The following is a 25,832-nucleotide window of genomic DNA, read 5'->3' as shown; positions in this document are numbered from 1 at the left end:
ATTCCTAAAGTTTAGGAACCTAATTCAAGCTCAGTGCATGCTCTGTCCGTAGAGTTAAGCGCAGCGTCTCTACGGATTTATGAATAAGATTGAGTTTTTAAACTCAATATCATAGCGAGTCAAAGACTCTTATCCATTCCTTAATCCGTAGAGCCCGTTGGAACTCTCCGGATAGCTTCTATCTAAAACAACTTCAATTGCTCATCCTTTGGCGGTTTTTCTTTCCCAAAAACTGTTCTGCCTCCATATTTCCAGCTTTCAGCACGTTCTTTTTGAATCACCTTTTCAAAATCCATATTCGGAATAAAATCTTTTTCTGCATTACGGGCAATTTGATGCAATGATTTGATGGCTTGTTGTTTATCTGTGTTTCCAATCTTCGCTTTTTCAATTGCTTTCTGCAAAACACTTATGGTCTCATCATAAACATTTACCGGAACAGGGAAGGGATGTCCATCTTTGCCGCCATGTGCAAAAGAATAACGGGCAGGGTCGCTAAATCGCGAAGGTGTACCATAAATCACCTCACTCACTAAAGCCATCGATTGTAAGGTTCTTGGCCCCATGCCTTCGAGTAATAATAATTCCTCAAAATCTCTCGGTTGCTTTTCCTGTGCCAGCCATAAAATACTTCCTAAACGTTTCAAATCTACATCTTTCGATTTTACTTCATGATGATCGGGCAATACCAGTTTTTGTATTTCATTAAGCATCCTTACTGGCGATTCAGCTGTAATGCTCATCATACTCTGCCTCGTCTTATCAGCATCATTAGCCGTTAGGTTCAGGATCTTGCCTTGATTAATACCACAGATACCGGTATGTGGTTCTTCGACAAATGATTTTAGGTTTTCAGAATGCCAGTGGTATCTTCTTGCTGTCGAGCTACTATCGCTCATGCCTTGTTGCACTACTGCCCAATCGCCCTCGCTGCTTAAAATAAAACTATGAAGATACAGTTGAAAACCGTCTTGAATGGCCGTATTGTCTACTTTTGCACTGAGTTTACTGGCCCGAACCAATGCTGTTCCATTTAAACCCGTTTTATCGGCAATTTTTAAAAGTTCATTTGGCGTTTCTCTGCTGTGTTTTCCTTTGCCTCCGCAAATGTAAATGCCCAACTCTTTCGATAAGGGATTAATCGATTTCTTTAAAGCGCCCATTACCGATGTCGTAATACCAGACGAATGCCAGTCCATCCCCATTACCGCACCTAAACTCTGAAACCAAAAAGGACTGCTTAAGCGGCGTATTACTTCTGCTTTGCCATATTCTAATAGTATCGCTTCCGTTATGGCCAGGCCAAGTGTTGCCATACGCTGCGCCAGCCATGGTGGTACATGGCCATAATGTAGGGGTAAATCTGCGCTTCCTGATCTTTTCAATACTAACAAATTTAGTTAAATATTATTTAAAATAAAGTCTTTATTTAATCGGCGATAGAAAGGAACTGACTTTAATAAAAGCGATTAACCGGTGTAAACTAAACTTGATTGGAGTGAGCATGTCGATTTTTCATCGGCATAAAACGGAAAGCAAGGCCGAACTTAACCTAAGAATTACACTATTGCTTTTCAGAAAAAACGATTGATGATATTTTTTGTTATTTTGAGAAACAATAATACTAGCGAAGGCTCATTTTATACATGCGAAAACTCTTACAACGTTTACTCAATGCCTGGATTATTCGCATGTCGAATAAATTTGGTTCAAGGCCCAACCGTAAACGCATTCATGCGGCTTTAAATAAACTTTATAAAACCACCAATACAACACCTGGTAAACGTGGACTTATTTTTGAAGTTACCCAAACTGATAAATTTATCATTTTATCAGATCAGCATAAGGGTGCCCGTGATTATGCCGATGATTTTACTTTAGCTGAAAAGAATTATTTAAAGGCACTCGAATATTACAACCAACAAGATTTCCATTACATAAATTTGGGCGATAGCGAGGAACTCTGGGAGAATTTGCTAGAATCTGTAATTAAACACAATAAGGATACTTTCGAAGCAGAAAAAGCTTTTATTTCAAAAAACCATTTCACTAAAATATTCGGCAACCACGATTTATATTGGGATAATGATCCTTTAGCAGGGTTTAACCTCAATAGAATTTACGGAACTAAAATCCATATTTATGAAGGTGCGATCTTAAGAATGCCAGTAGGAGAAAGCAAACTCGATATTTTCTTGACCCATGGCCATCAGGGCGATTTACAGAGTGATGGCAACTGGTTTAGCAAATGGTTTGTGAGTACCGTTTGGGCACCATTGCAATCGTACCTTCAAATTAACCCCAATACACCAGCATACAGCAACCAGCTTAAAACAGCGCACAATGCACTCATGTACAGCTGGGTAGCTACAAAAAAGAACCTGGCTTTAATTACGGGGCATACACACCAGCCGGTTTTTGCTTCGTTAACACACCTGGAACGGATTTACATAAAACTGAATAAAGCAAAAAAAGAAAAGAATGCTGATGATCTTGCTGTTTTAAATGCAGAGCTTCGTAAACTGATAAAAGAAGGAGACAAAACGCCACGTTTAGGCAAATACAAACCTGGTTATTTTAATAGCGGATGTTGTTGTTTTAGTGATGGCGATATGACTGGTATCGAAATCGAGAATGGCTCTATAAGGTTAATAAAATGGTCATACCATAGAAATGCTATTCCTGAAAGAATTTTACTCGAAGAAATGAAACTCAGCGAGTTATTAGATTTAAACTTATTTAATGGGTAGCGTTACGTAAAATGTTGCACCTAAATCTTTTCCGTCGCTTTCTACCCACAATCTTCCCTTATGTATATCCACTAAGGCATTTACGGTGATCAATCCCAAAGCATAGGTATTTTCATGATCTGTAGCCGTAGCCGTTAATGTTGCGAATTTTAAGAAAATTTTGTCAAGATCTTCTTCCGTTAAACCCACACCGTTATCTTTTATTGCAATGGTTACTTCATTTTCTGCAGTTTGGTGTGATATTTTAATTTCCTTTCCTTTTGGAGAAAATTTAATGGCATTGTCCAGTAACTGGTTAAAAACAACCTTAAGTTTATCCGCGTCACCAAAAATTTCTACCGGAGCATGAATATCGGTCAAAACGGTTTGGTTTTTACGTTTAAGCGCTAAATCCAAATTAAACTTTACCTCTTCGAGCACCTCTTTCAGGTCAACTTTCGCTTTTTTGGGCTTAAATGAGTGAGCTTCTTTCCGGGCAACGCTCAAAATGTCATTTAAATTATCAATCATTCTTTTCGATTGTGCATTAATCTTATTGGCAATTAATGAAGCTTTGTCGTCAATACCGGGACTGCGTCCCAGCAATTCAGATTGAAGTGAAATGGTCGTCATCGGGTTTTTAAGATCATGAACAAGTACATGTAAACGATCATCGTAGGCCCTTAGCGCTCTTCTGGTTGCAATTCTAGCCTCCAGTTTTTCCATTACCATACCCGCTAAATGCCCCAGCATTTTTAGCTGCTGCTCTTCTGCTGTTTTAAATTTGGTATCGGCCACGTAAATCAGTCCGATAGGATAACCCTCAGGCGAGCTGATTGGAGCAGAGGCAAAAAAAGAAAATGCATCATTTTTTAGAGATAAGCCGATTGGTGATCCCACTTGAGCTTTCATAAAAATGTCGCCATCCGTCTGAAAACCGATACCTGCATTCGGAACATCAAATATTTCAGCAGCCAGTTGTGCAATCTGATCAAAAGCACTTTCTGCAGGTGTACTTAAAATCTCATAGTATCTTAATTTTCCTAAACGCAAGGTTTCATCTGATGTAATCATGTTATCTGCTTTTTCGTAATGCATTTAAGGTTTAATTAATATATAAGGGTGAATAACTAAAGGTAAAAATTATGTGCAAATACTGTAGATAATATAAACAATTAAGTCGTAAATTTCGTTAATATAAAGTTGAAAGAAATGAGGACGAAGGCTTTAAATTACTACAAAACAGCATAAATAATGAGATTATACATAGAACGTAAACCTGTTAAGGTTAACCCGGATACTAAGAGAGTTATTGCCCGTTTTTTTTTTAACGGAGAAGAGAGAGCATTAGAAGTAATCAGGAAGGTTTTGGAGTTTTCAGATGAAAAAGTGTTTTCGTTGATATCGCCCATCTTACAGGAATATTCGAAAAGGCATCGAAATATTACTAAAATTTTAACCCGCCATTGCAAAAAATTAAAAAAGCAGTTTATTGCCCTGGGTACTGAGATAGAGGATTTGGATGAATATACCAAGCTTCTTATTGGTGCTTATTTTACACATGAATACTCAATAGAATCTGCCGCTTTTTTTAATCCAAGCATAGTAGACGATCCTGATCAAACCGACTTAGTAGAGGGTGAAAAGCGGGTAATCATTAGCTTTCGGGCTGTAGGTGAGGGGCATATTTCTTCAATTGTTTTCAGGCGTGCTTTAATTGATAAAGACAATAATATCCAGGTTTTACCTGTTGGGAATTATGTTGATGAGGCTGAGGTGGTGAAGAATGCCATTTACGTAAAAAAACTATTCTTAAAAAAAGCTGCTTATGCGCAGATCGATCCTTCTGTATTGGAAGAAATTGAGTCAAAACTGGATGATAAATTTGAGTACACCAGTTTGAGCAACATCATTAAAGATTCTAAAAGTTTACATAAAGAAAATCCAGCCCGTTTAATCGAATACGATAAAATACTTTGGCTATCAGACACTTACCATACCATAACTTTTTCTAAAGATACCGATATTTCTGATCGTGTAATTTTTCCTATTTCAGAATTTGAGCGTAAAGGGATTGAAGACGCTCGTTTTGTGAAATTTATTAAAGATGATGGCAAAGTACTGTACTATGCCACATATACTGCTTTCGACGGTTCTTTAATTATTCCCAAACTGGTACAAACCGAAGATTTTTACGAGTTCAAAGTGATTCCACTTTATGGCGATGGTGCGCAAAATAAGAATCTGGCTTTATTTCCACGAAAAATCAAAGGAAAGTATGTGATGATGAGTCGGATAGATGGCTGGAATAACTACCTCATGTTTTCTGATAAAGTTAATGTTTGGGAAAACCCGGTTTTATTAAAGCAACCACGTTACGATTGGGAACTGGTACAGATCGGCAATTGTGGTTCCCCAATAGAAACAGAAAAAGGATGGATTGTAATTACACATGGGGTGGGGCCAATGCGGAGATACTGTATTGGGGTAAGTTTATTGGATCTTGAAAACCCAAGTATAGAGATAGGTCATTTAAAAGAACCATTGATTATTCCTAATAACGATGAACGCGAAGGTTACGTGCCCAATGTGGTATATTCCTGCGGATCGATTATCAGTAATGGCGAATTAATTATTCCTTATGGTTTATCTGATTATAGTTCTTCGTTTGCCAGCGTAAATCTGGAGTTGCTGCTGGCCAAATTACTGGAGAATAATTAAAATCGATCTTTCACGAGGACTTTGTCATCAGTTGTAGTTTCATTCGATTTGTCACGTTGAGCTTGTCGAAACGCTTTAAGGGGCATTTAAACAAGTCCTTCGACAGGCTCAGGATGACAGATCGTATAGTAAGCCGTCCTGCTGAACTTGTTTCAGTATCTATATCGAAAGCCTGATTCGACCTGAATAAATTATCTCCGTAGCATTCCGCTACAGGTCAGGGTGACGATCGTCTCGACTTATTCTTCAAACAACATAAAAAAGGCCGATTCATTTCTGAATCAGCCTTTTTATCTTTCCCAGACAAATTAATTTCTAACTACATTTATCTGCCTCCACCAAGGGAGACGACAACGTTTCATATTCTGCTTCTGCGGCCTTTAATATGGCCAAATGGGAGATGAAATAGGCCAATGTACTTTCAGCACCCTGATTCCTGTTCACACTGTTATACTGTAGTCCATCTGCACACCCATGTGTTTCAAAATCGTATAAAGGAATATGCAGGCTGTTTTTCCCTAAAAACCACTCATAGCTAATGTGCATTAGATTTAAATATTTGTCATCCTTAGTAACCTCGAATGTTTTAGCATAGAGTAAAACCATGGCCATCGTTTCTATAGCCTGTTGATCATAGATAGGATTTTTACCATGCTTTTTCATCCATCCGGCATTTCCAACCGGATTTAGATATCCATTTTCGAAAGAGAAGCTATTTAAAAACTCAATGCTTTCCATCGCAATTTTATAAGATGTTGTATTCCCCGTAACTTCGTAATGATGAAGCAAAGCCAAGGGAAGAATTGCATTATCGTATGTAAGGATATCTTCAAACCAATGCCAATCGCCATCTTTATTGTCTTGATATGATGCCGTTAATGAATTGGCCAACATATTGATTTCTTTTGTGATTAACTCATCACCAGGATGTGCACACAAGTAATAGGATAGACCAATAATCGTATTTGCTCTTCCACGGAGATATTTTAATTCTTTAAAATGCGGAATAGCATGCGAAAATAATTCCCTGCCAAATTCACGGTAAGAATTGTTGGGTGCACTGCAAACTAAATAACCTAATGACCAGATGGTACGGCCAAAAGAATCTTCTGAACCTATTTCATCCAAATAATTGCGGTTAAAGCTCAAGAAATTCCTAAAATTCCCGTCATCGGTTTGCATATATTGGATGAAGCTGAGATAAACAGGCATGAATTTTAAAGCTTTAGGATTTTTATCCTGCTCGATAGCCATTAATGCCATAATTAATGCCCTCGCATTATCATCAATGCAATATCCTTCTTTCAGATTTGGAATGCCAAAACGGGCATGCTGAATTATTCCGGTATCATCTGTTAATAATGAAATATGATCTAGGTTAAGCGCTGGCATGCCTTCTACATCGATAATAGGAGGCGTAACTCTTTCGGGTCTTTTTCCATTGGCCAAAGCCTCATTTAACACATTAAGATAAACACTTCCGATAGCTGGCCAACGAAGATTTAAGCCATATTCGTAAGCATTTTGCTTTAGTTTTTGATATTTATCCTTATCACTTAATAGTTCATTAACAATGGTTGCCAGTTGCGCATCATTTTTGAAATCAAATAATTTGCCTCTATTATCAGCTAAAAGCTCTTGGGCATGCCAATATGGAGTAGAAACTACTGCTGCGCCAGCACCAATAGCATATGATAAAGTGCCGCTGGTTATCTGCGCTTCATTTAAATAAGGCGTGATGTATAAATAACATGCTGTTAAATACTGGTGCAATTCTTCCTCAGATACAAATTTATTAACGAAAGCAATATTGTTTTCTACGCCTAAATCTTTTGCCAACGCTTTCAAACTATCGCGATATTCTTCGCCATTATGTTTTACTACGCCAGGATGAGTATTGCCAAGAATCACATATAAAACATCTGGATGTTGAGCGACAATTTCTGGCAAAGCTTTGATTACGGTTTCTAAACCTTTATTTCTGCTAATTAATCCAAAAGTAAAAAGCACCTTTCGATCGGTAAAAAGCGCACTCTGCACAATTTCGTTGTTGGGTACAGGTTCCAGATCTGGAACACCATGCTCGATTAATTTGATTGAAGCCTTAGGAATTTGGTAAATACTGGTCAAAAACATGACTGCTTTTTTGCTCATCACCACTACTTTAGATGATTTAACTGCAATCTCTTTAATAATGGTCTGTTGCATAAAATTCGGTTCTTTTAAAACCGTATGCAAAATGGTAATGAATGGTTTTTTTAATCTATTGATTAAGGACAATAAGAATACGCCGCTGTTGCCACCATATATACCGAATTCATGTTCAATAATACAACTATCTATATCACTGTTATTGATAAAATCTGCAGCATCAATATAATCTTTTTGATTTTGCTGACGGATAACGAATTTCACTTCGTTCGGGTAATCGTGTTCATTAACATCATCCGATTCATTTAATGCAACAACAAAGCTTTTCTGTGAATTATAAGCAGGATTTAAACTTAGGGCATTAACCAAATTTTGATTAAATGTAGCTAAACCGCATTCACGAGGAGGATAGGTTGAAATGTAGGCGATTTTCATATGTATTCAAATAGGGTTGATACTTAAATAACATTGTATTATCTAAATAGTTTGTGATTTCCTCAATTTACGCTTAATAAAGCCAAAACAATCTGATTTGGACACTTGTTAGTAAGTAAATATTTAACTATGAGATCAATATGGAAAGGTTCTATTGGATTTGGTTTGGTGAACATTCCAATTAAGTTGTTTTCTGCTGTCCAGAATAGTAATCTCGATTTAGATATGCTCGATGAGCGTGATCACGCAAAGATTAAATTTTTAAGGGTGAATGAAAACACCCATAAAGAAGTGCCTTATGAGAAGATTGTTAGAGGCTATTTTTTAAAAGACAGGTATGTTGTGCTAGACAAACACGATTTTGAAGAGGCTGCACCAGAAAAAACCAAAATTATTGAATTAGAGAACTTTGTTGATATAAAAGAGATTAATCCTATTTATTATGAAACTTCTTATTACACCGAGCCTGAAAAGCAGGGCAAGAAAGCTTATGGATTATTGCTAAAGGCCTTAGAGAAATCGGGTAAGGCCGGAGTGGCCAGATTTGTACTGCGGAATACAGAAAATCTTTGTGTTATCCATCCCATGGAGCATGTAATTGTGATTACTAAAATCAGGTTTGAGCAGGAAATAAGGAGTTTATCAGAAATTAATAAGGTTGATGATATTACCATCACCAAAAAAGAAATGGATGTGGGCTTGGCCCTGATTAAACAATACAGTTCCAAATTCGACTTAAGCGCCTTTAAAGATGATTACAGTAGCGAATTATTGAAGATTATCAAAGCAAAGTCTAAAGGCAAACGGGCAACGGTTAAAAAGATGAAACCACAAAAAGCTACAAGCGATGATCTTTATGATCAATTGATGCAGAGTTTGGGTTCGAAGAAAGGAGCATAGTTAGGTTTAGCGGTTAGTGTAATGTGGCAGGGTTGTACTACAACCAGAAATACATCTGGGGCTTGAGGCAATGTAGTAGTTAGGCAAATTCGAAAAATAATTTAACCACAGATATAAAGGATTAGACACAGATACGAATATCCGTGTTTATCTATGCCCATCTGTGGTTAAAACGCTTATTTAAAAGCAGCTTTCAATTGATCAGCGGAATAAGCCTGGGCCGCTTTCGCTTCTGGTACAAGCAGTGCCATACCAAAAAATTCATGTGTTACGCCTTCATAATTTTTACTGTCAACTTTTATCCCGGCAGCTTTCAATTTATTAGCGAGTATTACACCATCATCATGTAAAGGATCTATTTCAGCTGTAATAATAGTTGTTGACGGAAGTCCATTTAAATTGGCATTAACCAATGATATTTTAGGGTCCTGCGCTTCAATCATTGTAGTTAGATATTTCTCTGTAAACCAGCCCATCATTGCCTTGTTCAGCGGTTTTGCTTTTTCATACATTTTATAAGATTCGGTGTTCATATCTGCCTGAGCAATGGGATAGATCAAAACCTGGTGCACAGGAAGCATAATGTGTTTGTCTCTGGCCATAATAGATACATTTGCTGCTAAATTTCCACCTGCACTTTCGCCAACAACTGCAATTTTAGCTGGATCGGCTTTTAAATCTACCGCATTTTTAATGGCCCATTCGTAAGCTGTAAAAGCATCGTTATGTGCAGTTGGGAACTTATTTTCGGGTGCTAAGCGGTAAGCTACAGAAACCACAATTGCACTAACCTGCTCGGCCAAAGCCTGTGCAGATGCATTATAAACATCTAAATTGGCAATAACGAAACCACCACCGTGGTAATAAACAATTAATGGATAAGGCCCGCTGCCTGCTTTTGGTGTATAAATACGCAGATGGATTTTGCCTCCGCTAACATCAATATCTTTCCCTATGGTATCTACTTTTGCAGCTGGCACCGTTATATTGTTTTGTTTTGCCAAATCCGTTACCGCATCGGTTGGTGTATGATTTTTGCGTGCATCGGCAGCACTTAAAGTTTCTAAAGGCTTATCTCCATAGCTATTTAATTTTTCTATTACAGCCTGCATTTCTGGCTTTATTGTTTTTCCCCACTCGGGAGGAGGTCCGGCAGGTTTTAATACTGTTGTTGATGTAGAGTCGGTTATGGTCGAATCTGTAATAGTAGTCGTTTTTGTTCCGCCTGTACAAGCAGCAATAAAAACAGCTACAGCACAAATAAATGAAGCAGGTTTTAACCAGTTAGTTTTCATAAGATTATTTTATTTTATAAATATAGTTTGTATAACAGTATCAGTAAGATAGTGTTTTTGTTGCCACTCAACTTTTCCTAATTTATTTAAATGGCAAACATCTTGGTGAATTAGTGTGTTCTTAAATAAATGAAATAATTATGCTAACAGAAATAACAGGACTACCAGATCATATTTTTGGCGTAAGGGCTACCGGAGAAGTGACAAGCGATGATGTAAAGAGTGTTTTATTAACAGGTTTGAAAAGAACCGCTGAGCGATTTAAGGAAATCAGGTATCTGCTCGTTTTAGAAACTGATGTAAAAAACTTTACTGCGGGTGCCTGGGTACAGGATGTTAAAGCGGGTTTGGAAAATTTCACCAAATGGAAAAAAATAGCCGTGGTAAGCGCCGAAAAAGGAGTAGAGTGGTTTACCGATATTTTCACAGTGGCTACGCCAGGTAAATCTAAAGGCTTTAAACCCGAAGAGATAGAAGAGGCAAAGGCCTGGCTCAATGCTGAAGATTAACGATTAAAAAAGATGAAAAATTCTAAAACACCGGCAGAAAGTAGCAAGGCTACCGCACCGAAAAATGCAAAAGCTAAAGGTGCTGATGATAAAGTAACATCAGCCAAAGATGCAAAAAAAGTAAATGTAACTAAAGATGCTCACGTTAAACATAAAAAATCTTAATAATTAGAAGCAAAATCCTAGTTTATGAAGACTGATGTCAGTAATATCGAGCATTTTTACGATAAGGCCTACGATTGGATAATTGATAAAGGACCATCTGTAATTTTAGGCATAGTACTACTTATTTTAGGCTTATGGCTAATTAAGCTACTGGGAAGATGGATGCAGGGTGGTATGCACCGTAAAGATATAAATCCGTCACTGCGGCCATTTTTAACCAGTTTAATACTCATTACCTTAAGGGTTTTACTGGTACTTACCGTAATGCAGATTATTGGCATTCAGCTTACTTTTTTGACGGTACTTATTGGTGGTATTGGCGTTGCGGCAGGTTTGGCTTTATCGGGTACACTACAAAATTTTGCCAGTGGTGTATTGATTTTACTGTTAAAACCTTTCGTTGTTGGCGATAATATCATTGCACAAAGTCAGGAAGGGACCGTAACATCGATCCAGATATTTTATACTATTGTTAAAACATTCGATAACAGAACGGTAGTTATTCCAAATGGCAAATTATCAAACGAAGTGATTATCAATATCAGCAGAGAAGGCAGCAGGAGGTTGGATATTGAAATGAAGTTTAGCTATGGTATCGATTATGAACAGATCGTAAATGTTTTCAATAAAACTGTCGATGAATTTAAAGATTGTCTCAAAACACCCGAAAGGCGAATTGGTGTGTCTGCTTTAGAAGATAGTGGATTTAAAGTAAGTTTAAATGTTTGGGTTAAAGCACATGGTTTTACAGATACTAAACTTTCTTTTTTGGAAGTGCTGATGAAAAACCTAAAACTGGGAGGAATAAAATTACCTGGTATGGACGAGTAAAAAGCTATTTTCTCAGCAAAGCATAAATCTTGTCCATCAATTCGTCGATATTAAATGGCTTGGCCATAAAGTCATCAGCTTCTATTCCATCTAAAGTATAGTTGTTGGCATTATAACGGGCCGAAATCATTAAAACGGGAATATGTTGTGTAGCTGCGGTAGCTTTAAGTTCTTTTAAAAGTAGCCTTCCGTCAGCGTCAGGGAGCATAATATCCATAATTATTACATCTGGATTAAAATTCTGAACATGGTCAATAAAATCAGCACCTTTGTTTAGTCCATCAACGTTAAAAGCTTCGCTTTCTAAAATAAGGGTTATAACATCAAGGATTGCATGGTTATCTTCAATAACCAAAATATTCTTCTTTGCCAAAGTTGAGATGATTTTTAAATTTCAAACAAATATATAATAAAAAATAAATCTCAAAACCGAATTTACCAAAATAGAGAGATTCTAAAAAGAGGATTAATATTTGTTAATTCGTGAAATTAAATATGCCGCAAGATTAAAATACATATGACTAAATTTTCTGTTGACCTAAGCAACTGCGATAAAGAACCCATTCATATTCCTGGTAAAATTCAATCACATGGCTTTTTAATAGCAGTTGATAAGAACAGCCTATCCATTACCTACATCAGTGAAAATGTAGCAGTGTTTTTAGCGGAAGAAGCTAAAAACCTATTAAACAAACAACTTTCGGTCTTAAACCAATTTATTGAACAACAAGATCCAGCGTTTCATATCGAAGAGCTGATTAAGCTAGGTATTATCCGTAAAAGCTTTGATGCAATTAGTCCCCATCCTGTTGAAATTAATGGCCTTTCTTTTTATCTGATTATTTCTTCATCAGAAAGTGAGTGGTTATTGGAATTTGAACCAGTAACCTTACAATTCGACATTCAGAGTTCTATAGGCCGTTCTGCCTCTTCAATGCTTCAGGGAAAAAGTATTTCAGCTTTGTTAAAAGGTGCTGCTCAAGAAGTAAAAAAACTCATCAATTACGATCGGATTATGATCTATAAATTTTTAGATGACGGTCATGGCGAAGTTGTAGCAGAAGAAAAAGAAGCAGATTTAGAACCATTTTTTGGGTTGCATTACCCCGCATCTGATATTCCTAAACAGGCCCGGGTGCTTTATAAACTAAATCTGACCAGGTTAATTGCCGATGTAAACAAAACTGATTCGCCAATTCTAACTTTTAAAGAAAACGAAGCGCTCGATTTAACCAATGGTGGCTTACGCGCCGTATCGCCTATACATATTCAATATCTCAAGAATATGGGTGTTCATTCGAGTTTTAGTATATCCTTAATCGCTCACGGCGAATTATGGGGGTTAATAGCCTGCCATAACTATAGTCCTAAGTTTATAGACTATAAAGCCAGAGAAGGTGCTAAGTTAATCGGACAGATCCTTTCCTCAGCATTAGAATACCGCCAGGAAGAAGAAGATGCAGAGGTTATTGAGCAGTTTAAAAGTACTGCCAATGTTCTTTTAGAACATTTAAACCGTGATAAGTATTTAGTTGAGGCCATAACTACTCACAAAAGAACCATTTTAGATGCAACCAAAGCTTCGGGTGTGGCCATTATTTTCGAAAACGAACTTAAAACTATTGGAAATGTACCATCAGAAGAAGAAATAATAGAACTCGTTGAATGGTTAAAAACAACCAATGATGAATCGATATATTATACCCATCGGTTGTCTGAAATCCATTCTCCAGCTAAAAAATACAAGTCAATAGCCTCCGGACTTCTTTCTTGTATGCTCAATAAAGAAATGGGCGAAATGATCATCTGGTTTAAACCCGAAATCATTACCACTGTGAATTGGGCTGGAAACCCTGAAAAAGCTGTAGTTCCTTCAGAAAATGGCTTGTTAAGCCTATCTCCCCGTAAGTCTTTCGAAATCTGGTCACAGGTAGTTAATAATACATCTGAAAAATGGATGGCTGAAGAAATTGCTTCCGTTTTAAGGATACGTGAAATTATTATTACCGACATCAATAAAAAGGCCAACGAAATTAGGCTCCTTAACGAAAAGCTACAGGCGGCTTATGAAGAATTAGATACGTTTAGCTATACGGTTTCGCACGATTTAAGAACACCATTAACTTCGATAAAAACTTATGCTGAGCTTATGCTTAAAAATAAGAGCATTGATGAAAATGGCAAAAAAATGTTGAGTAGGATTTTAATAGGCGCTGATAAAATGAATTTCTTAATTAAAGAGATCCTAAATTTAGCAAGAGTTGGCCGTTCTGAAATAAATTTTGAAACAGTTGATATAGAATCGCTGTTAAAAGAAATAAGAAGTGAAGTGTGGTCGGCCTTTAAAGCAGACCGTACTGAATTAGTTTTGGGGCAACTCCCAAACATAAAAGGAGATAAGACCATGATAGCGCAGGTTTTCACAAACTTGATTGGTAATGCGGTAAAATACTCTGCCATGGTAGATAAACCCAAAGTAGAGGTTTCAGCTTATATTGATGGAGGAGAGACCATCTATGCAGTTAAAGATAATGGAATAGGAATAGACAACCGCTATTACGACAGGGTTTTTGAGCTTTTTAAGCGTATGGACAATGTTAAGGATATAGAAGGAACAGGAGTGGGACTAGCAATTGTAAAAAGAGTTGTAGAAAAACATAATGGTAGGGTTTGGTTTGAGAGTAAGTTAAATGTAGGATCTACCTTTTTTGTAGCTTTTAAAAACAGATAAAATGAAAACACCAGATATATTTTATGTTGAGGATGATATGGACTATGCATTTTTTATGCAAAGTGCTGTACAAGAGGTTAAGGATACCCTTAATTTAACTATAATTGAAGATGGGGCGGAAGCATTACAAAAACTTCAGCATTTTGCTGAAAGTAAAACCAAGCCTAAATTAATTTTGCTTGATTTGAATCTGCCTGGCTTATCGGGACTAGATCTGTTAAAATTTATACGGGATATTCCTTATCTTAAAACGATACCCGTAATCTTATTCTCTACATCAGATAATCCTGACGATGTAAAAGCATCAATAGAGTTTGGTGCCAATGCCTATCTTACCAAACCCGATGGTTATGAGAACCTGCTTAAATGCGTGCATTCTGTACACGATTTTTGGTTTAACCAACATTTGAGGTTAAATTAAATTTCATAAAAACATATGGAGAGATCCGGGTATTAAATCCGGATCTTTTCTTTTTAATAATTAAACTCCCTGATATGATTGCCAATTTATTGAGAACTGAAACAGCAGAAAAGCACAAAACATTAGAATCCTTAATGTTTGTGAATGAGATTATGAACAATTCTTTAAGCATTGAACAGTATAAAAAGCTGTTGACCATTAATTATATTATTCACCAGAAATTAGAGAATACGCTCGCCAATATGCTGGATGCAGCTATTGCCGAGCAATTGGAAATGAAAAGCAGATTGAAACTCACTGCTTTGGAAGAAGACTTAAAATATTGGAATATAGATAGTTTAACATTGCCCGGTTTAGATTTTGAACTGTTTGTTCCAGAAAAAAATACTGCTGAAGTTTTAGGTGCGCTTTATGTGTTAGAAGGGGCTACATTGGGCGGAAACGTTATTAAAAGGCATATTTTAGCCAATCCAAATTTTAAAGACCAGGAAGGAGGCCTAAATTATTATGGTGTTTACGGCGATGAGCTGAGTGCAAAATGGAAAATATTTGTCTCTGTAATAAACCAAGCGGTTGCTGAGGCAGATTATAAACACTGTATAAATAGCGCCAATTTAACCTTCAATAACCTCATCAACTTATCGAAACAACTGAATTAAGTTACCAGATTTTGATCTCAAAATCCGAAAAAATACCTCTATAATAGTGCCAGGGCATTTTTTTGATTGTGTAAATGTGCAAAACTTCTTTCAAATAAATATTTGCTTTCTGTTGTTAATTCAAGGTAAATATGTATTATTGAAAAAATAAATTTTTTAAACCTTAAAAACATCAATTAGCGATGGAAAAATTCTCAAAAGTTAAAGCTGCTGTTGCTGCTATTGAAGCAGATGTAGAAAAATTTTATAATGCTGGCAATGCAGCTGCTGGTACTCGTGTGCGTAAAGCAATGCAAGATCTTAAAGTTTTAGCACAAGAAATCCGTGCAGAAGTAACTGACAAGAAAAACTCTGGAAAATAATATTTCGCGAGTAAGAAACAAAAAGGGTTCTGGTATGCCGGGGCCCTTTTTGCGTTTATAATGCTAGTTAGACTTACGAAGTCTAAATGCGATGTGTGTAAAACTTCGTAAGTCTTGCAGCTACTCGCATCGTCACCCTGAACTTATTTTAGGGTCTTCTTTTAGCATGATAGATGCTGACCACGGAGTAGTTACAAAGCAATTGAAAATACTATTTCTGCTTATAAAACAAATCCGATAGCTATCGGATCAACATGGCGCTTAAGACTTATACCCTCCATAAAAAGATAAGGCTCCCCATCGCGGAGAGCCTGTATCCAACTAACAAAACATATTTTTTTATTGATTATCTTCTGTAACTAAAAAATAATTTATTTCCAAGTTGGTGTAATAGACAAATTACTACCAGCATTAGAAGTTAAACCAGCCACTACAATTGTATCAATATAGGGAATGAAAAACTCATAATTGCTATTGATCGGAGTGTTTTGCGGGTCCTCTGTTCCAAAAATTAATGCTCTAAATCTAATATTGGGATCCGGATGATCTAGAATTATCTTTATCTTATTGCCTGTCAGCAGTCCATTACTATCAAATACTTCCGTTTTAGTTACGGTATATGTATTTGGTGTTGCTGTTGGACTTGGGGGAACAATAATTTCATTACTGTAGCTGCGAGCACCAGATCTCGTAATTATAACCCTCCTATAGGTTCCTCCGGTGGTATTTGCCATTATGCCAGTAATATATCCACCATTTACTTCATCCCCGGAAATAATATAACCATTTTCTAATGCTGTTTCGAAAATTCCATTGGCATTTTTAATTTCATATGATTCACTGTAATAATCACTTGGGCTTACAATTGGTTTTGAACCAATAGTACTCGGGTAGTTTACCCCATTATTATAAAGACTAATTACATTATTAGTAATTGTAACGACAACTGGGGGTGGCACAACATATATGCCATATCGAGTCGTTGAATAACTTATGCGATTTACATTTCCATTATCAAGAAATTCAAATCTTAGAATTATTTTGCCATCTTTTTTGTTGATTGGTAGTGAAGTATCTAAATCTTTTAAAGTGGCAAAGTCATCTTTATAATTGGAAGATGTAATACTTGCTTCTTTTAATAAAACCGTCGAAGGATCATCTGGGATATTTGAATCACTACTCTGATTTTCAGTATAATATAGGGAAATCTTACAATTACCTGAAACAAATCCACCAGAAGAAGCTATACTTCTTTTAGTAACAATTGTAAATTTAAATGGGGTGGCGACTGCAGTATTGGGCACTTTAAGCGTATTACTGCTTTGGAGATAATTTTGTCCAATTTGAAATGTTTGCAAAGTAACCTGCGCATTTGATGTTAAAGCCAACACTATGAAAGCCAATAAAATAAATAGCTGCTTTTTCATATTACTTTTCATAGGTAGCGATGTACTCATTTGCACTATCATGCTCCGACTGTGCATTTGTTAAACTTTTATGAAACCATCCGTAAACAACGAATTCTTGTTTTTTTTCATCAAATAAAATCTGATCCTTTGGTGCATTCGTGGTTATAGAGATATATTGAAGAAGTTTTGAGAATTCAGCTTCAGATATTTTCTTAGTCTGAATAGCTGGTTCAATTTTGGTTTCATCCTTTTTGCATCCTGTAAAAGTCATGCTGACTAATAAAGCAGCGGCTCCCATTTGTTTAATGGGCAATTTTAATTTAGATTTCATAGATAGATTAGTAATTTATTATTTAATTTATTTTTATTTTATCCTTTTTTCACCAATTTATATTCGATTACTGGTTTACCACGTGTACCACCATCACTCGAAATATAGCTTACAAATTTTAACTTGTATATATTTCCTGAACCATCTTTAATTACATAAAAAAGGTTCGAATCAACAGTGCCGCCAGCACCATTTCTATCAGGAGAGATCCTCCAATTAGATCCGATAACATCCCTGTCAGCCAAAAAAGTAGCACTTGTGATATCTGACTCTGAAAAGGTAGCATAAGTTTTTGAAGTCTTTTTTGTGTCGATTTGTGCGGTAGTAACACCTGCTAGTTTATTGGTGAAAACTAAATCAGAAAAATTGTAGGGAACTAATGCATTAGCAAATGCTGTTTGATAAACAGAATATGTCCATACCAAGTCCCAGTTTGTTTTTTCAGGTTCCACATTTACCGTGGCACCATTTGTAAGTGATACAAATTTGAAATTAAAGTTTCCATCTTTTGGAATCTCAACAGTCGTAAAATTTGTAGTTTCTTTGATTTTGCCATATTGCAAAGTATAACCTCCAGAAGCGTTTCTTGTTACTTTAAGTTTGATCCATGATCTTGCAGCAATACCACCACCTGTACCACGGTTTAAAATAATTACTTTATTATCTGAAGCAGTAGCTGAAACTGCAGGAATTACGGTATTAGAAAGATTCCCATCAATTGCATCAAAAAAAGCAAAATGAGCAGGCAATGGGTTAGCTTGGCTAACGGCAAGGGTTAAACCTAAAGTATCAGCCTCACTAACTGTTGACAGACTCACATTGGCTGTAGAAATTACTTTTGCTCCAGCACTCGTAGTATTATTTAAAATAACTCTAAAATCAGCACCACTGTAAAAACCTAAATCCCAAGAAGATCTTGCTACCGAAGTTTGTTTATCAGCACTAAAATCTACATAGACACTATTTCCTGCGGCGCTTCCTGCTTCAGCACTAATTAATCCGTTAAGGGTTAAAGTACTTCCATCAGATGGCGGAGCAACAAAAATAGGTTCTTCTGTATTTTTTTTACAGGCCGTAAATGTTGTGGTTAAAAACGCGATAGCGATTAATGAGTTCAGTTTATTCATGTTATTATAATTAATTTTGTTTATTGTTAAAATTTATTCCAGTTATAGGTTAGCCCAAGCACGTACGATCGACCATAACTATACGGAACATCGCCCCCTGTGCTGTGTGCTCCACCAGTTGCGGTTGAAGTGTTGCTTAATTGTGTAACATTAAAGAGGTTTTTAATACCTGCATTAATGGTTAAAGATTTAAATAGATTTTTGTTCAGCATTAAATCTGCAGTATGGAAATCGCCAATTTTTGTCAGTTTTACTGAGTTGGGATCGTTTTCTACAGTAAGTTTATAGTTTGGCAAGCTCCCCGTATATTTATAAAAGATGCTGATACTCCCATTTATTTTAGGAAGAGTATAAGTTATATTCGAGTTTACTTCCGTAGCCCATGCAAATTCAGGAGTTTCCAAGTCTGGATTGCTTACTCTTAAATCATTGTAACGGCCGATATATGATACACCAAGTGTGGCCTGAATATTTTTATAAATCAATGTATTGTCTAACGTAGCGCCTGTCGTTTTATACTTATCTACATTAAATAGTGAGGTTATGGAATTATCTGTAGGTGACTGAGCAAAATTAATCCTGTTTTTAAACAAATTGTAGAAACCCGATAGGGTAGAACTGAACTGCAGATCTTTTTCATGTATACCGGCCCAGGCCAAGGAACCATTAAAACTGTTTGATTCTTCGGCTTTTAAATTGGGGTTACCTAAAATATTATGACTGGCATCTACAAAATCGTAATATAATTCCCTCAATGCCGGAGAACGAAAACCTTTAGCGTAAGCCAATCGAAGATCTAAATCTTTGGTTAAAGTAAACTTCGTATTTATTGATGGAATTACAGGAGGGGCATCGTAAATGGAGTTTTTTATAAACCTCAATCCTGGCCTCACACTTATTCCACCAGCAAATTTAATTTCGGCAGAAATAAACGCAGCATAATCATTAATTACAGGTGATCCATTAATTCTCTGTCCGCTAGCTGCATCTCTGTTGTATTCGATGCCAGGCTGAAATGAAACTGACTTATTTAAGGTGTAAATTGCAGTGGCCCTAAAAATAGTTGAGTTGAATTTTGCTATATCTTGTTCGCCCTTATCGTCACTTAATCGTTCTGTATTGTTTGTAAAATTATGGATAACGGTATGGGTTGATCGTTGTAAATCGGTGTAACCTCCTATAGCTGTGACCTGTAATTTATCATTTACCCTCCATTCAGATTGTAATTGTTGCGTATAACGTTTGGTGGTATAGGTAGATAGCTTCCCTTCGAAACTTGATGGATTTATACCAAAACGCGAATCGATATCCTCATTTAGCCCATCTAAGCGATACCATATACTAAAATTTTGGTTTCTATAGCTGATTTTAGTATTACCAAGCCATTGCTCTTTAGGCTTCCATTGATTTTTATAGCTATTAAATTCTTCTAAAAATGCTGTTTTCGGAGCCATATTCCAGCCACCGAAATCGTTATGTGATGCACCAAGCAAAACACTCCAGCCTTTTTGCTGCCAACTCATACTTAGATTCTGATTATGCTGACCTGCACCGTTGAGTAGGTTATATTCTTTTCCAGCACTTTCTTCCTGTACACGTGCATTAACGCTTAACAATTGCTTTCCGGGATTTTTGGTTATAATATTAATTACTCCGGCCAGCGCATCGGTGCCATACACAACAGACATCGGACCTTCTACAATTTCTATCCTTTCAATGGTGTTAATGTCGATTTGGTTTAAACTTTCGCGGGCATCAGATCGGTCTACCATCGGTACACCATCCAATAAAATTTTAATATTTCGGCCAGTCATCCCCATTAGAGAAACATCGGTTGTACCTAAAGTTAAATCGTTGGTAAAACGGAAACCGAGTTCGGTATTTAAAATCTGCTGCACGTTGGTTGCTGCTCTTAGCTTAATCCGCTCTGCATTTATTGTTTTTACATTGTATACCGAGTTCCTCAAGCTTTTCGGTCCATATTGCCCCGTAACCACTACATCTTTTAAATCATTTGCCTTTGTAGTATCAACTTTAATTTCTTGAGCCACAGTAACAAATCCACAAAGTGATAAGGCAATTGATAAATATATCTTCATTTATTTAGACTAATTATAAATAATTGTGCAAATTTGTAGATAATCAGAAAAAACAGATAACGCTAAACGGATAATTAATACCGCCAAACGGATTAAATGAATATGGTATATCACAATTTTTCAAATCACACAATGGGATGAATAAAATCATGAGCGCTTCGGCACCTTTAAAAAAACAGGCTTTTGCAAGCTCATTAACTAAGCGAAGCGTTCTCTTGAACACCATTGAGAAAATAAATTCAAGAGAAAAATGCCATTGAAAACACTGAGCAATAAATTAATAATTTTATACAGATGACAATTAAACTCTCCACCTATCCTAAAGGAAATATCATTTATAAAAATACCTATCCTGATAATTTTGAAAGCATAAACGACATAGATGAGGCAGTTGTAACATTAGATGAGAATGATGTAAAGTACCATATAAAAGAAATGTGGTTTAGGGGGATCCACATTGGCATTTTTGAGATCCATCCGAATCAGGAAGAGAGTTTTTGCTTTGAATCTTCTCAGCAACATATCGGCTTTCTATTTTGTCTGAGCGGTGTGATTAACTATTATTATAACCATCAGCGGGATAATTTATTATCATTGGCTAAAAACGAGCAGAATTTTAATGCAGGCGGCGTTAATTCGATCAAATTTAATATAACAGAGAAAACCACATATCTTTATATACAGCTCACAGAAGATTATTTTAAGCAGGTAACAGGAGGAGAACTTGGTAACGATATCAAAACCGGAATCCAAAAGTCCATCAGCCCGGAAATCGGGTTGATACTGCAGCAGATTATTTATCCTAAACACGAGGGCAGGGTAAAACGTCTATTCCTAGAAGCCAGAATATTTGAGTTGATTATTGCCTATTTTAATCAAAAACCAGAGAAACAAACACGCGTTTTAAAAAAGGAGGATATAGAAAAGATTCTGTTGGCCAAACAATTGGTAGAGCATGATTTGCAGAGGCCTAATTCGCTAATGGAACTTTCGCGTAAGGCTGGGATTAATGACTATAAACTTAAAAGAGGATTTAAGGAACTAACCGGTTATACCGTGTTTGGCTATTTATATAAAATCAGGATGGAAAAGGCGTATTATTTTCTATCCAAGGAAAAGAAAGCGGTTAATGAAGTTGCCTTCCTTGTAGGTTATAAAAATGCACAACATTTTATCACTGCTTTTAAAAAACAGTTTAATATTTTACCTGGAAGTTTAAACAAAAACTAGAAATTCAGCGCAAACGTTTGTTTATTCTTTTACCTCGTTTACAATCAAATCAGACTCTACAATCGTGTTGTAGTAAGCCTGGTTTTCAGAATTAGGGCTATGAATAAGATCTAACAGAATATTAGCTGCTTTTTGTCCCTGCAAATACGGGTATTGTTCAACTGAAGCTACTGGCGAATTATCCAAATAGCTGATAATGGGCAGATTTGCATAACTCACTATGTCAAAATCATTAATTACATTCAGTTTTTTGAAATATTTAATCAGGAAGAGTGCTACATAATCGTTAAAGGCCACAATTGCTGTAGGCTTACGTTTATGATTTAAAAATTGATTGGCAGCGTCGATGGTACCTTCTTCAGTTAAATCGCAGTTCACCACCAACGAGGGATCAAATTTTAAGCGGTTAAAAGTAATCGCCTGCATATAGCCATCTTTACGTTCCTCACTTGCGTATAAGGTACTTGGCCCATTAATCATTCCAATACTTCTATGTCCTTTTTTTAAAAGATAGTTCACAGCTTTAATTGTTGCACTCTCTAAGCTACACGCTACGTAATGCACGTTTTTAAAAGGAGGTATCCGGTCAAAAAATACGACAGGTATATTGAATGAATTGAGTTTCTCGAAATGATCAAACTTTGAAGTGCCTTTACTGATGGATACCAATAAACCATCAACACGCTGATTTTTCATTTTTTCAACGAGCTTTACTTCCTGCTCATAATTATCGTGCGACTGCGCAAAAATAACCGTATAGTTTTTCTTGATGGCTTCATCTTCAATTGCAGAAATAGCAATTGAGAAAAAGTGTTCTGATAGTTCAGGTAAAATTACGCCAATAGTATATGTTTTCCCTTTTTGAAAAAGAATTGCCGCATTATTAGGCTCATAGTTTAGAGACTTCGCCAGCTGCTTAATTTTCTCTCTGGTTACCGCTCCAATGCTCGGATGATCGTGCAATCCCCTGGAAACACTAGATGGAGAAATGTTTAAGATTCTGGCTATTTCTTTGATGGTTGTTGGTTTCGACTGCATTCTGAGTGCTAAACTACATTAAATTTCTTCAATATGTAATAATACAAAATTAATCAAACGTTTGCGCTGTTTTTTTTTCTCATTTCTTTCCTCTGCCATATAAATATCAATACTTTCGGAAAAGCTAAAGGCCATACGTTCTAAAAAATAATAATAGAAAAATTATAAATAGAAAGCAATTTTAGCTCCTTAAAAAACAAAATTGATATACAATCATAAATTATAACCCAATGATTAACAATGGTACCCCTCAATTTGGAGGGGTATTTAAACAAAAAAGACGAGAAGTGTTCGTACCACTCCTCGCCAAATTGGGTTATTTTCCTGCAAGCAGGCACAAAAGTTATCTAAGCTATATGTTTAACCCTTTTCCAAAGGTATAAAATTTGCGCATTTTTTAACAGCCTATTTGTTCCCGGCAATTGTAAAATACTTTATATTTTTAGTGCACTTTTAACCAAATAAACAACAACACAAAAAAGACTAAGCATATAACGTTTGTTTCGCCGAACAACCATAAATTTTTATTTAAAAAAGCCTCCCTTTAACTTTTAGCAAATTCACTTTACATAAATGATATTAAATATTTTATTAAATTTAACATTAGGTTAATAAAGGAAGTTCTTTCTTTGACATTCTTTAAAACCTAATAGTCATTCCCCTAATTGTGCATATGTACGAAGAATTAGAAAGTAATTTTTTTCTTATTGTAAAATTGAACAAAGCAAAGGCATTTGGCCTGGTGTTCGATGCTTATTGGAATGCGCTTTATAAACAGGCCTACAAAAAGGTCCATTGCAATGATCTTGCGCAAGACCTTGTGCAGGATGTATTTGTTAGTCTTTGGGATAAAATAGAGCTTTTAGACGCCGAACGTAGTGTATTGGCTTATCTTTTTGCCATTCTCCGTAACAAAATTTTAAAACTTTACGAGAAAGACGAGATCCGTTTAAGGTATGCCTTAAGTGTAACATCAAGTGCAAGCCCATCGGATGTACATTCGCAGAACACGCTCCTCGAGAAAGAGCTAAAAGCAATTATCGATATTGAAGTAGCTCGGATGCCAATCAGGATGAAAGAAATTTATATGCTTAAAAAAGAAGATGACCTCTCTATTAAGCAAATAGCTGAAGATTTGTCATTATCTGAACAAACGGTAAAAAACCAGCTACAAATGGCTTATCAACGTTTACGTACAAAGATTAAAAACTACGATTCTTCTTTGGCCTTACTGGCATTGTTTATTGCTAAACACTTATAATTCCTTCCAGATTACTTCACTATACCGATAATTTGTATATCTGTTAACCTTTCAGGAAGGTTTTTCAATTTATTATAAAAAAAATTAAATGCCATGGTACTTTTTGCATGGTAACCGTATATATCTATAAAGGCCACTATTTTGAATACCAACGAAATCAAATATTTAATCGGAAAGTACAATAGCCAAACTGCTACACCAGAGGAAAAAAAGCTGGTAGAGGAATGGTATGAACGTATCAATGGTGCAGATTTGAACCAAAACCAGTTTGAAGATACCGAAGTAAAAAAACAAATTTTTAGCCAGGTTTCTTCACGCATAGCAAATAAAGCAACAACAAAAACCAAGCAGATCAAATTAAATTATACACTGTTTTTTAAAGCTGCAGTTATTTTAATCGCTCTGATTGCAGGTAGTTATATTTATTTTAGCAAATCAGATCGTTCTGCCGTTTTAACCACATCTACTAAAACAAATAAAAAAACAATTGTTCCAGGTGGCAATAATGCGGTATTGTTACTGGCCGATGGCTCTCAAATCATCCTCAATAAAACTTCAGATGGACAATTAGCAAACCAATCGGGTGTTGAAGTAATTAAAACAAAAAGTGGCGAATTGCTTTACCGGTTTACAGGTAATTCAAATGCGAAAGCGGGAGCCATTAATACGGTAAGCACCCCTCGGGGTGGCCAATACCATTTAATTTTGGTTGATGGTACTGAAGTATGGTTAAATGCTAGCTCTTCGGTTAAATTCCCTACTGCTTTTGTGGGCAACGAACGCAAGGTGGAGGTTACTGGCGAGGTATATTTCGAAGTGGCTAAGAATAAGATCAAACCATTTATTGTTCATACGGATCAATCTGATATCAAAGTGCTGGGTACTCATTTTAACGTGAATACTTATGCTGATGAAGCATATGAGCGTACTACCTTACTCGAAGGCAGTGTAGAAATTAAACACGGTGATAAAAAAGCACTCCTGAAACCTGGCCAACAAGCGAGCTTTAACGGTAAAGTGGATGGGATTAATGTGAGTGAAATAGAAGATCTGGAGGCTGTAATTGCCTGGAAGAATGGCTATTTCCAGTTTGAAAAATCGGATCTCCCGGCAGTAATGCGTCAGATTTCGCGTTGGTATGATGCCAACGTTATCTATAACGGCAAAATTCCGGCAAAACAATACACCGGGAAAATACCTAGAAATGTAAACGTGGCAAAATTGATCGAAATGCTGGCTTACAGTGGCATCCATTGTAAGGTAGAGTACAATCAGATTACAGTAAACCCTAAATAAATAACCAAACCAAGTCAAACTATAAACGCAGCATATGAAGATATAATACTCTAAACCATTCGACTTCAATTTCCTCTACAGGACAATGTAAAGTGTTCGTACCACTTTATTTACGATATGGAAATTGACTGC

General features: G+C 36.2%; 23 protein-coding genes. 13 read left to right on the top strand and 10 right to left on the bottom strand.

All coding sequences use genetic code 11. The annotated features are described in order from the left end of the window. Positions 1-182: 182 nt before the first annotated feature. On the bottom strand, positions 183-1,385 hold the full coding sequence (locus ASU31_RS21940) for a DUF763 domain-containing protein (protein WP_057934403.1): 1,203 nt from the start codon (positions 1,383-1,385) through the stop codon (positions 183-185). Positions 1,386-1,646: 261 nt separating this feature from the next. On the opposite strand from ASU31_RS21940, the gene ASU31_RS21935 reads away from it, so the two are divergent. Beyond that, complete coding sequence (locus ASU31_RS21935; RefSeq protein WP_057934402.1) at positions 1,647-2,750, top strand: metallophosphoesterase; 1,104 nt, start codon at positions 1,647-1,649, stop codon at positions 2,748-2,750. Here the strand turns inward: ASU31_RS21935 and ASU31_RS21930 are convergent. Next, the gene (locus ASU31_RS21930) at positions 2,736-3,827 is read right to left on the bottom strand and encodes a sensor histidine kinase (RefSeq protein ID WP_057934401.1); all 1,092 of its coding nucleotides are present in this window, start codon (positions 3,825-3,827) and stop codon (positions 2,736-2,738) included. The genes ASU31_RS21935 and ASU31_RS21930 overlap by 15 nt on opposite strands. A gap of 156 nt (positions 3,828-3,983) precedes the next feature. Here ASU31_RS21930 and ASU31_RS21925 point away from each other — a divergent pair, with 156 nt between their 5' ends. Further along, the gene (locus ASU31_RS21925) at positions 3,984-5,450 is read left to right on the top strand and encodes a glycoside hydrolase family 130 protein (RefSeq protein ID WP_057934400.1); all 1,467 of its coding nucleotides are present in this window, start codon (positions 3,984-3,986) and stop codon (positions 5,448-5,450) included. Positions 5,451-5,765: 315 nt separating this feature from the next. On the opposite strand, the gene ASU31_RS21920 is transcribed toward ASU31_RS21925, so the two are convergent. Further along, complete coding sequence (locus tag ASU31_RS21920; RefSeq protein ID WP_057934399.1) at positions 5,766-8,036, bottom strand: glycosyltransferase; 2,271 nt, start codon at positions 8,034-8,036, stop codon at positions 5,766-5,768. 129 nt (positions 8,037-8,165) lie between these two features. Here ASU31_RS21920 and ku point away from each other — a divergent pair, with 129 nt between their 5' ends. Then, positions 8,166-8,936, top strand: coding sequence for a non-homologous end joining protein Ku (gene ku / locus ASU31_RS21915; RefSeq protein WP_057934398.1), 771 nt, complete (start codon positions 8,166-8,168; stop codon positions 8,934-8,936). 176 nt (positions 8,937-9,112) lie between these two features. On the opposite strand, the gene ASU31_RS21910 is transcribed toward ku, so the two are convergent. After that, positions 9,113-10,231 carry an alpha/beta hydrolase gene (locus ASU31_RS21910; RefSeq protein ID WP_057934397.1) on the bottom strand — a complete coding sequence of 373 codons (1,119 nt, stop codon included), beginning with the start codon at positions 10,229-10,231 and terminating at the stop codon, positions 9,113-9,115. A gap of 140 nt (positions 10,232-10,371) precedes the next feature. On the opposite strand from ASU31_RS21910, the gene ASU31_RS21905 reads away from it, so the two are divergent. From ASU31_RS21905 to ASU31_RS21900, 3 genes are read left to right on the top strand one after another with little or no spacing between them, the layout of a single operon-like run. After that, positions 10,372-10,740 (top strand): SpoIIAA family protein, encoded by a 369-nt coding sequence (locus tag ASU31_RS21905; RefSeq protein WP_057934396.1) that lies wholly within the window; start codon positions 10,372-10,374, stop codon positions 10,738-10,740. 12 nt (positions 10,741-10,752) lie between these two features. Next, positions 10,753-10,905 carry a hypothetical protein gene (locus tag ASU31_RS27595; protein WP_157258185.1) on the top strand — a complete coding sequence of 51 codons (153 nt, stop codon included), beginning with the start codon at positions 10,753-10,755 and terminating at the stop codon, positions 10,903-10,905. Positions 10,906-10,929: 24 nt separating this feature from the next. Continuing rightward, positions 10,930-11,736 (top strand): mechanosensitive ion channel family protein, encoded by an 807-nt coding sequence (locus ASU31_RS21900; RefSeq protein ID WP_057934395.1) that lies wholly within the window; start codon positions 10,930-10,932, stop codon positions 11,734-11,736. Positions 11,737-11,740: 4 nt separating this feature from the next. Here the strand turns inward: ASU31_RS21900 and ASU31_RS21895 are convergent, their stop codons facing one another. Further along, positions 11,741-12,109, bottom strand: coding sequence for a response regulator transcription factor (locus tag ASU31_RS21895; protein ID WP_057934394.1), 369 nt, complete (start codon positions 12,107-12,109; stop codon positions 11,741-11,743). A 144-nt stretch (positions 12,110-12,253) separates the two neighbouring features. Here ASU31_RS21895 and ASU31_RS21890 point away from each other — a divergent pair, with 144 nt between their 5' ends. The 4 genes from ASU31_RS21890 to ASU31_RS21875 all read left to right on the top strand — a co-directional run bounded on the left by ASU31_RS21890 (position 12,254) and on the right by ASU31_RS21875 (position 15,909). Further along, positions 12,254-14,467, top strand: coding sequence for an ATP-binding protein (locus tag ASU31_RS21890; protein WP_057934393.1), 2,214 nt, complete (start codon positions 12,254-12,256; stop codon positions 14,465-14,467). A gap of 1 nt (position 14,468) precedes the next feature. Beyond that, positions 14,469-14,888, top strand: coding sequence for a response regulator (locus ASU31_RS21885; RefSeq protein ID WP_057934392.1), 420 nt, complete (start codon positions 14,469-14,471; stop codon positions 14,886-14,888). Between the two features lie 74 nt (positions 14,889-14,962). Next, positions 14,963-15,547: a biliverdin-producing heme oxygenase gene (locus ASU31_RS21880; protein ID WP_057934391.1), complete on the top strand. Its 585-nt coding sequence runs from the start codon at positions 14,963-14,965 to the stop codon at positions 15,545-15,547. A 182-nt stretch (positions 15,548-15,729) separates the two neighbouring features. Beyond that, a complete protein-coding gene (locus ASU31_RS21875) occupies positions 15,730-15,909 on the top strand; it encodes a hypothetical protein (RefSeq protein WP_010602585.1) in 180 nt (59 codons plus the stop codon). A 371-nt stretch (positions 15,910-16,280) separates the two neighbouring features. Here the strand turns inward: ASU31_RS21875 and ASU31_RS21870 are convergent, their stop codons facing one another. Genes ASU31_RS21870 through ASU31_RS21855 form a run of 4 tightly spaced genes read right to left on the bottom strand, consistent with a single transcriptional unit; the run spans position 16,281 to position 20,875 of the window. Further along, positions 16,281-17,336 (bottom strand): hypothetical protein, encoded by a 1,056-nt coding sequence (locus tag ASU31_RS21870; RefSeq protein WP_157258183.1) that lies wholly within the window; start codon positions 17,334-17,336, stop codon positions 16,281-16,283. 1 nt (position 17,337) lies between these two features. Further along, positions 17,338-17,649 carry a hypothetical protein gene (locus ASU31_RS21865; RefSeq protein WP_057934389.1) on the bottom strand — a complete coding sequence of 104 codons (312 nt, stop codon included), beginning with the start codon at positions 17,647-17,649 and terminating at the stop codon, positions 17,338-17,340. Positions 17,650-17,687: 38 nt separating this feature from the next. Continuing rightward, entirely contained in the window at positions 17,688-18,776 is a 1,089-nt protein-coding gene (locus ASU31_RS21860; protein ID WP_057934388.1) for an HmuY family protein, read from the bottom strand. Positions 18,777-18,802: 26 nt separating this feature from the next. Further along, entirely contained in the window at positions 18,803-20,875 is a 2,073-nt protein-coding gene (locus tag ASU31_RS21855) for a TonB-dependent receptor plug domain-containing protein (RefSeq protein ID WP_057934387.1), read from the bottom strand. A 294-nt stretch (positions 20,876-21,169) separates the two neighbouring features. On the opposite strand from ASU31_RS21855, the gene ASU31_RS21845 reads away from it, so the two are divergent. Then, entirely contained in the window at positions 21,170-22,105 is a 936-nt protein-coding gene (locus ASU31_RS21845; RefSeq protein WP_057934385.1) for a helix-turn-helix transcriptional regulator, read from the top strand. Between the two features lie 21 nt (positions 22,106-22,126). On the opposite strand, the gene ASU31_RS21840 is transcribed toward ASU31_RS21845, so the two are convergent. After that, on the bottom strand, positions 22,127-23,143 hold the full coding sequence (locus tag ASU31_RS21840; protein WP_057934384.1) for a LacI family DNA-binding transcriptional regulator: 1,017 nt from the start codon (positions 23,141-23,143) through the stop codon (positions 22,127-22,129). A gap of 673 nt (positions 23,144-23,816) precedes the next feature. Between ASU31_RS21840 and ASU31_RS21835 the strand changes: the two genes are divergently transcribed. After that, a complete protein-coding gene (locus tag ASU31_RS21835) occupies positions 23,817-24,404 on the top strand; it encodes an RNA polymerase sigma factor (protein ID WP_057934383.1) in 588 nt (195 codons plus the stop codon). A 141-nt stretch (positions 24,405-24,545) separates the two neighbouring features. After that, positions 24,546-25,700: a FecR family protein gene (locus ASU31_RS21830; RefSeq protein ID WP_057934382.1), complete on the top strand. Its 1,155-nt coding sequence runs from the start codon at positions 24,546-24,548 to the stop codon at positions 25,698-25,700. The last annotated feature ends 132 nt before the right edge of the window (positions 25,701-25,832 follow it).

The organism is Pedobacter ginsenosidimutans, from assembly GCF_001442625.1.
In the GTDB taxonomy this organism is placed as follows: domain Bacteria; phylum Bacteroidota; class Bacteroidia; order Sphingobacteriales; family Sphingobacteriaceae; genus Pedobacter; species Pedobacter ginsenosidimutans.
This window is presented reverse-complemented; position numbering and strand designations above follow the sequence as displayed.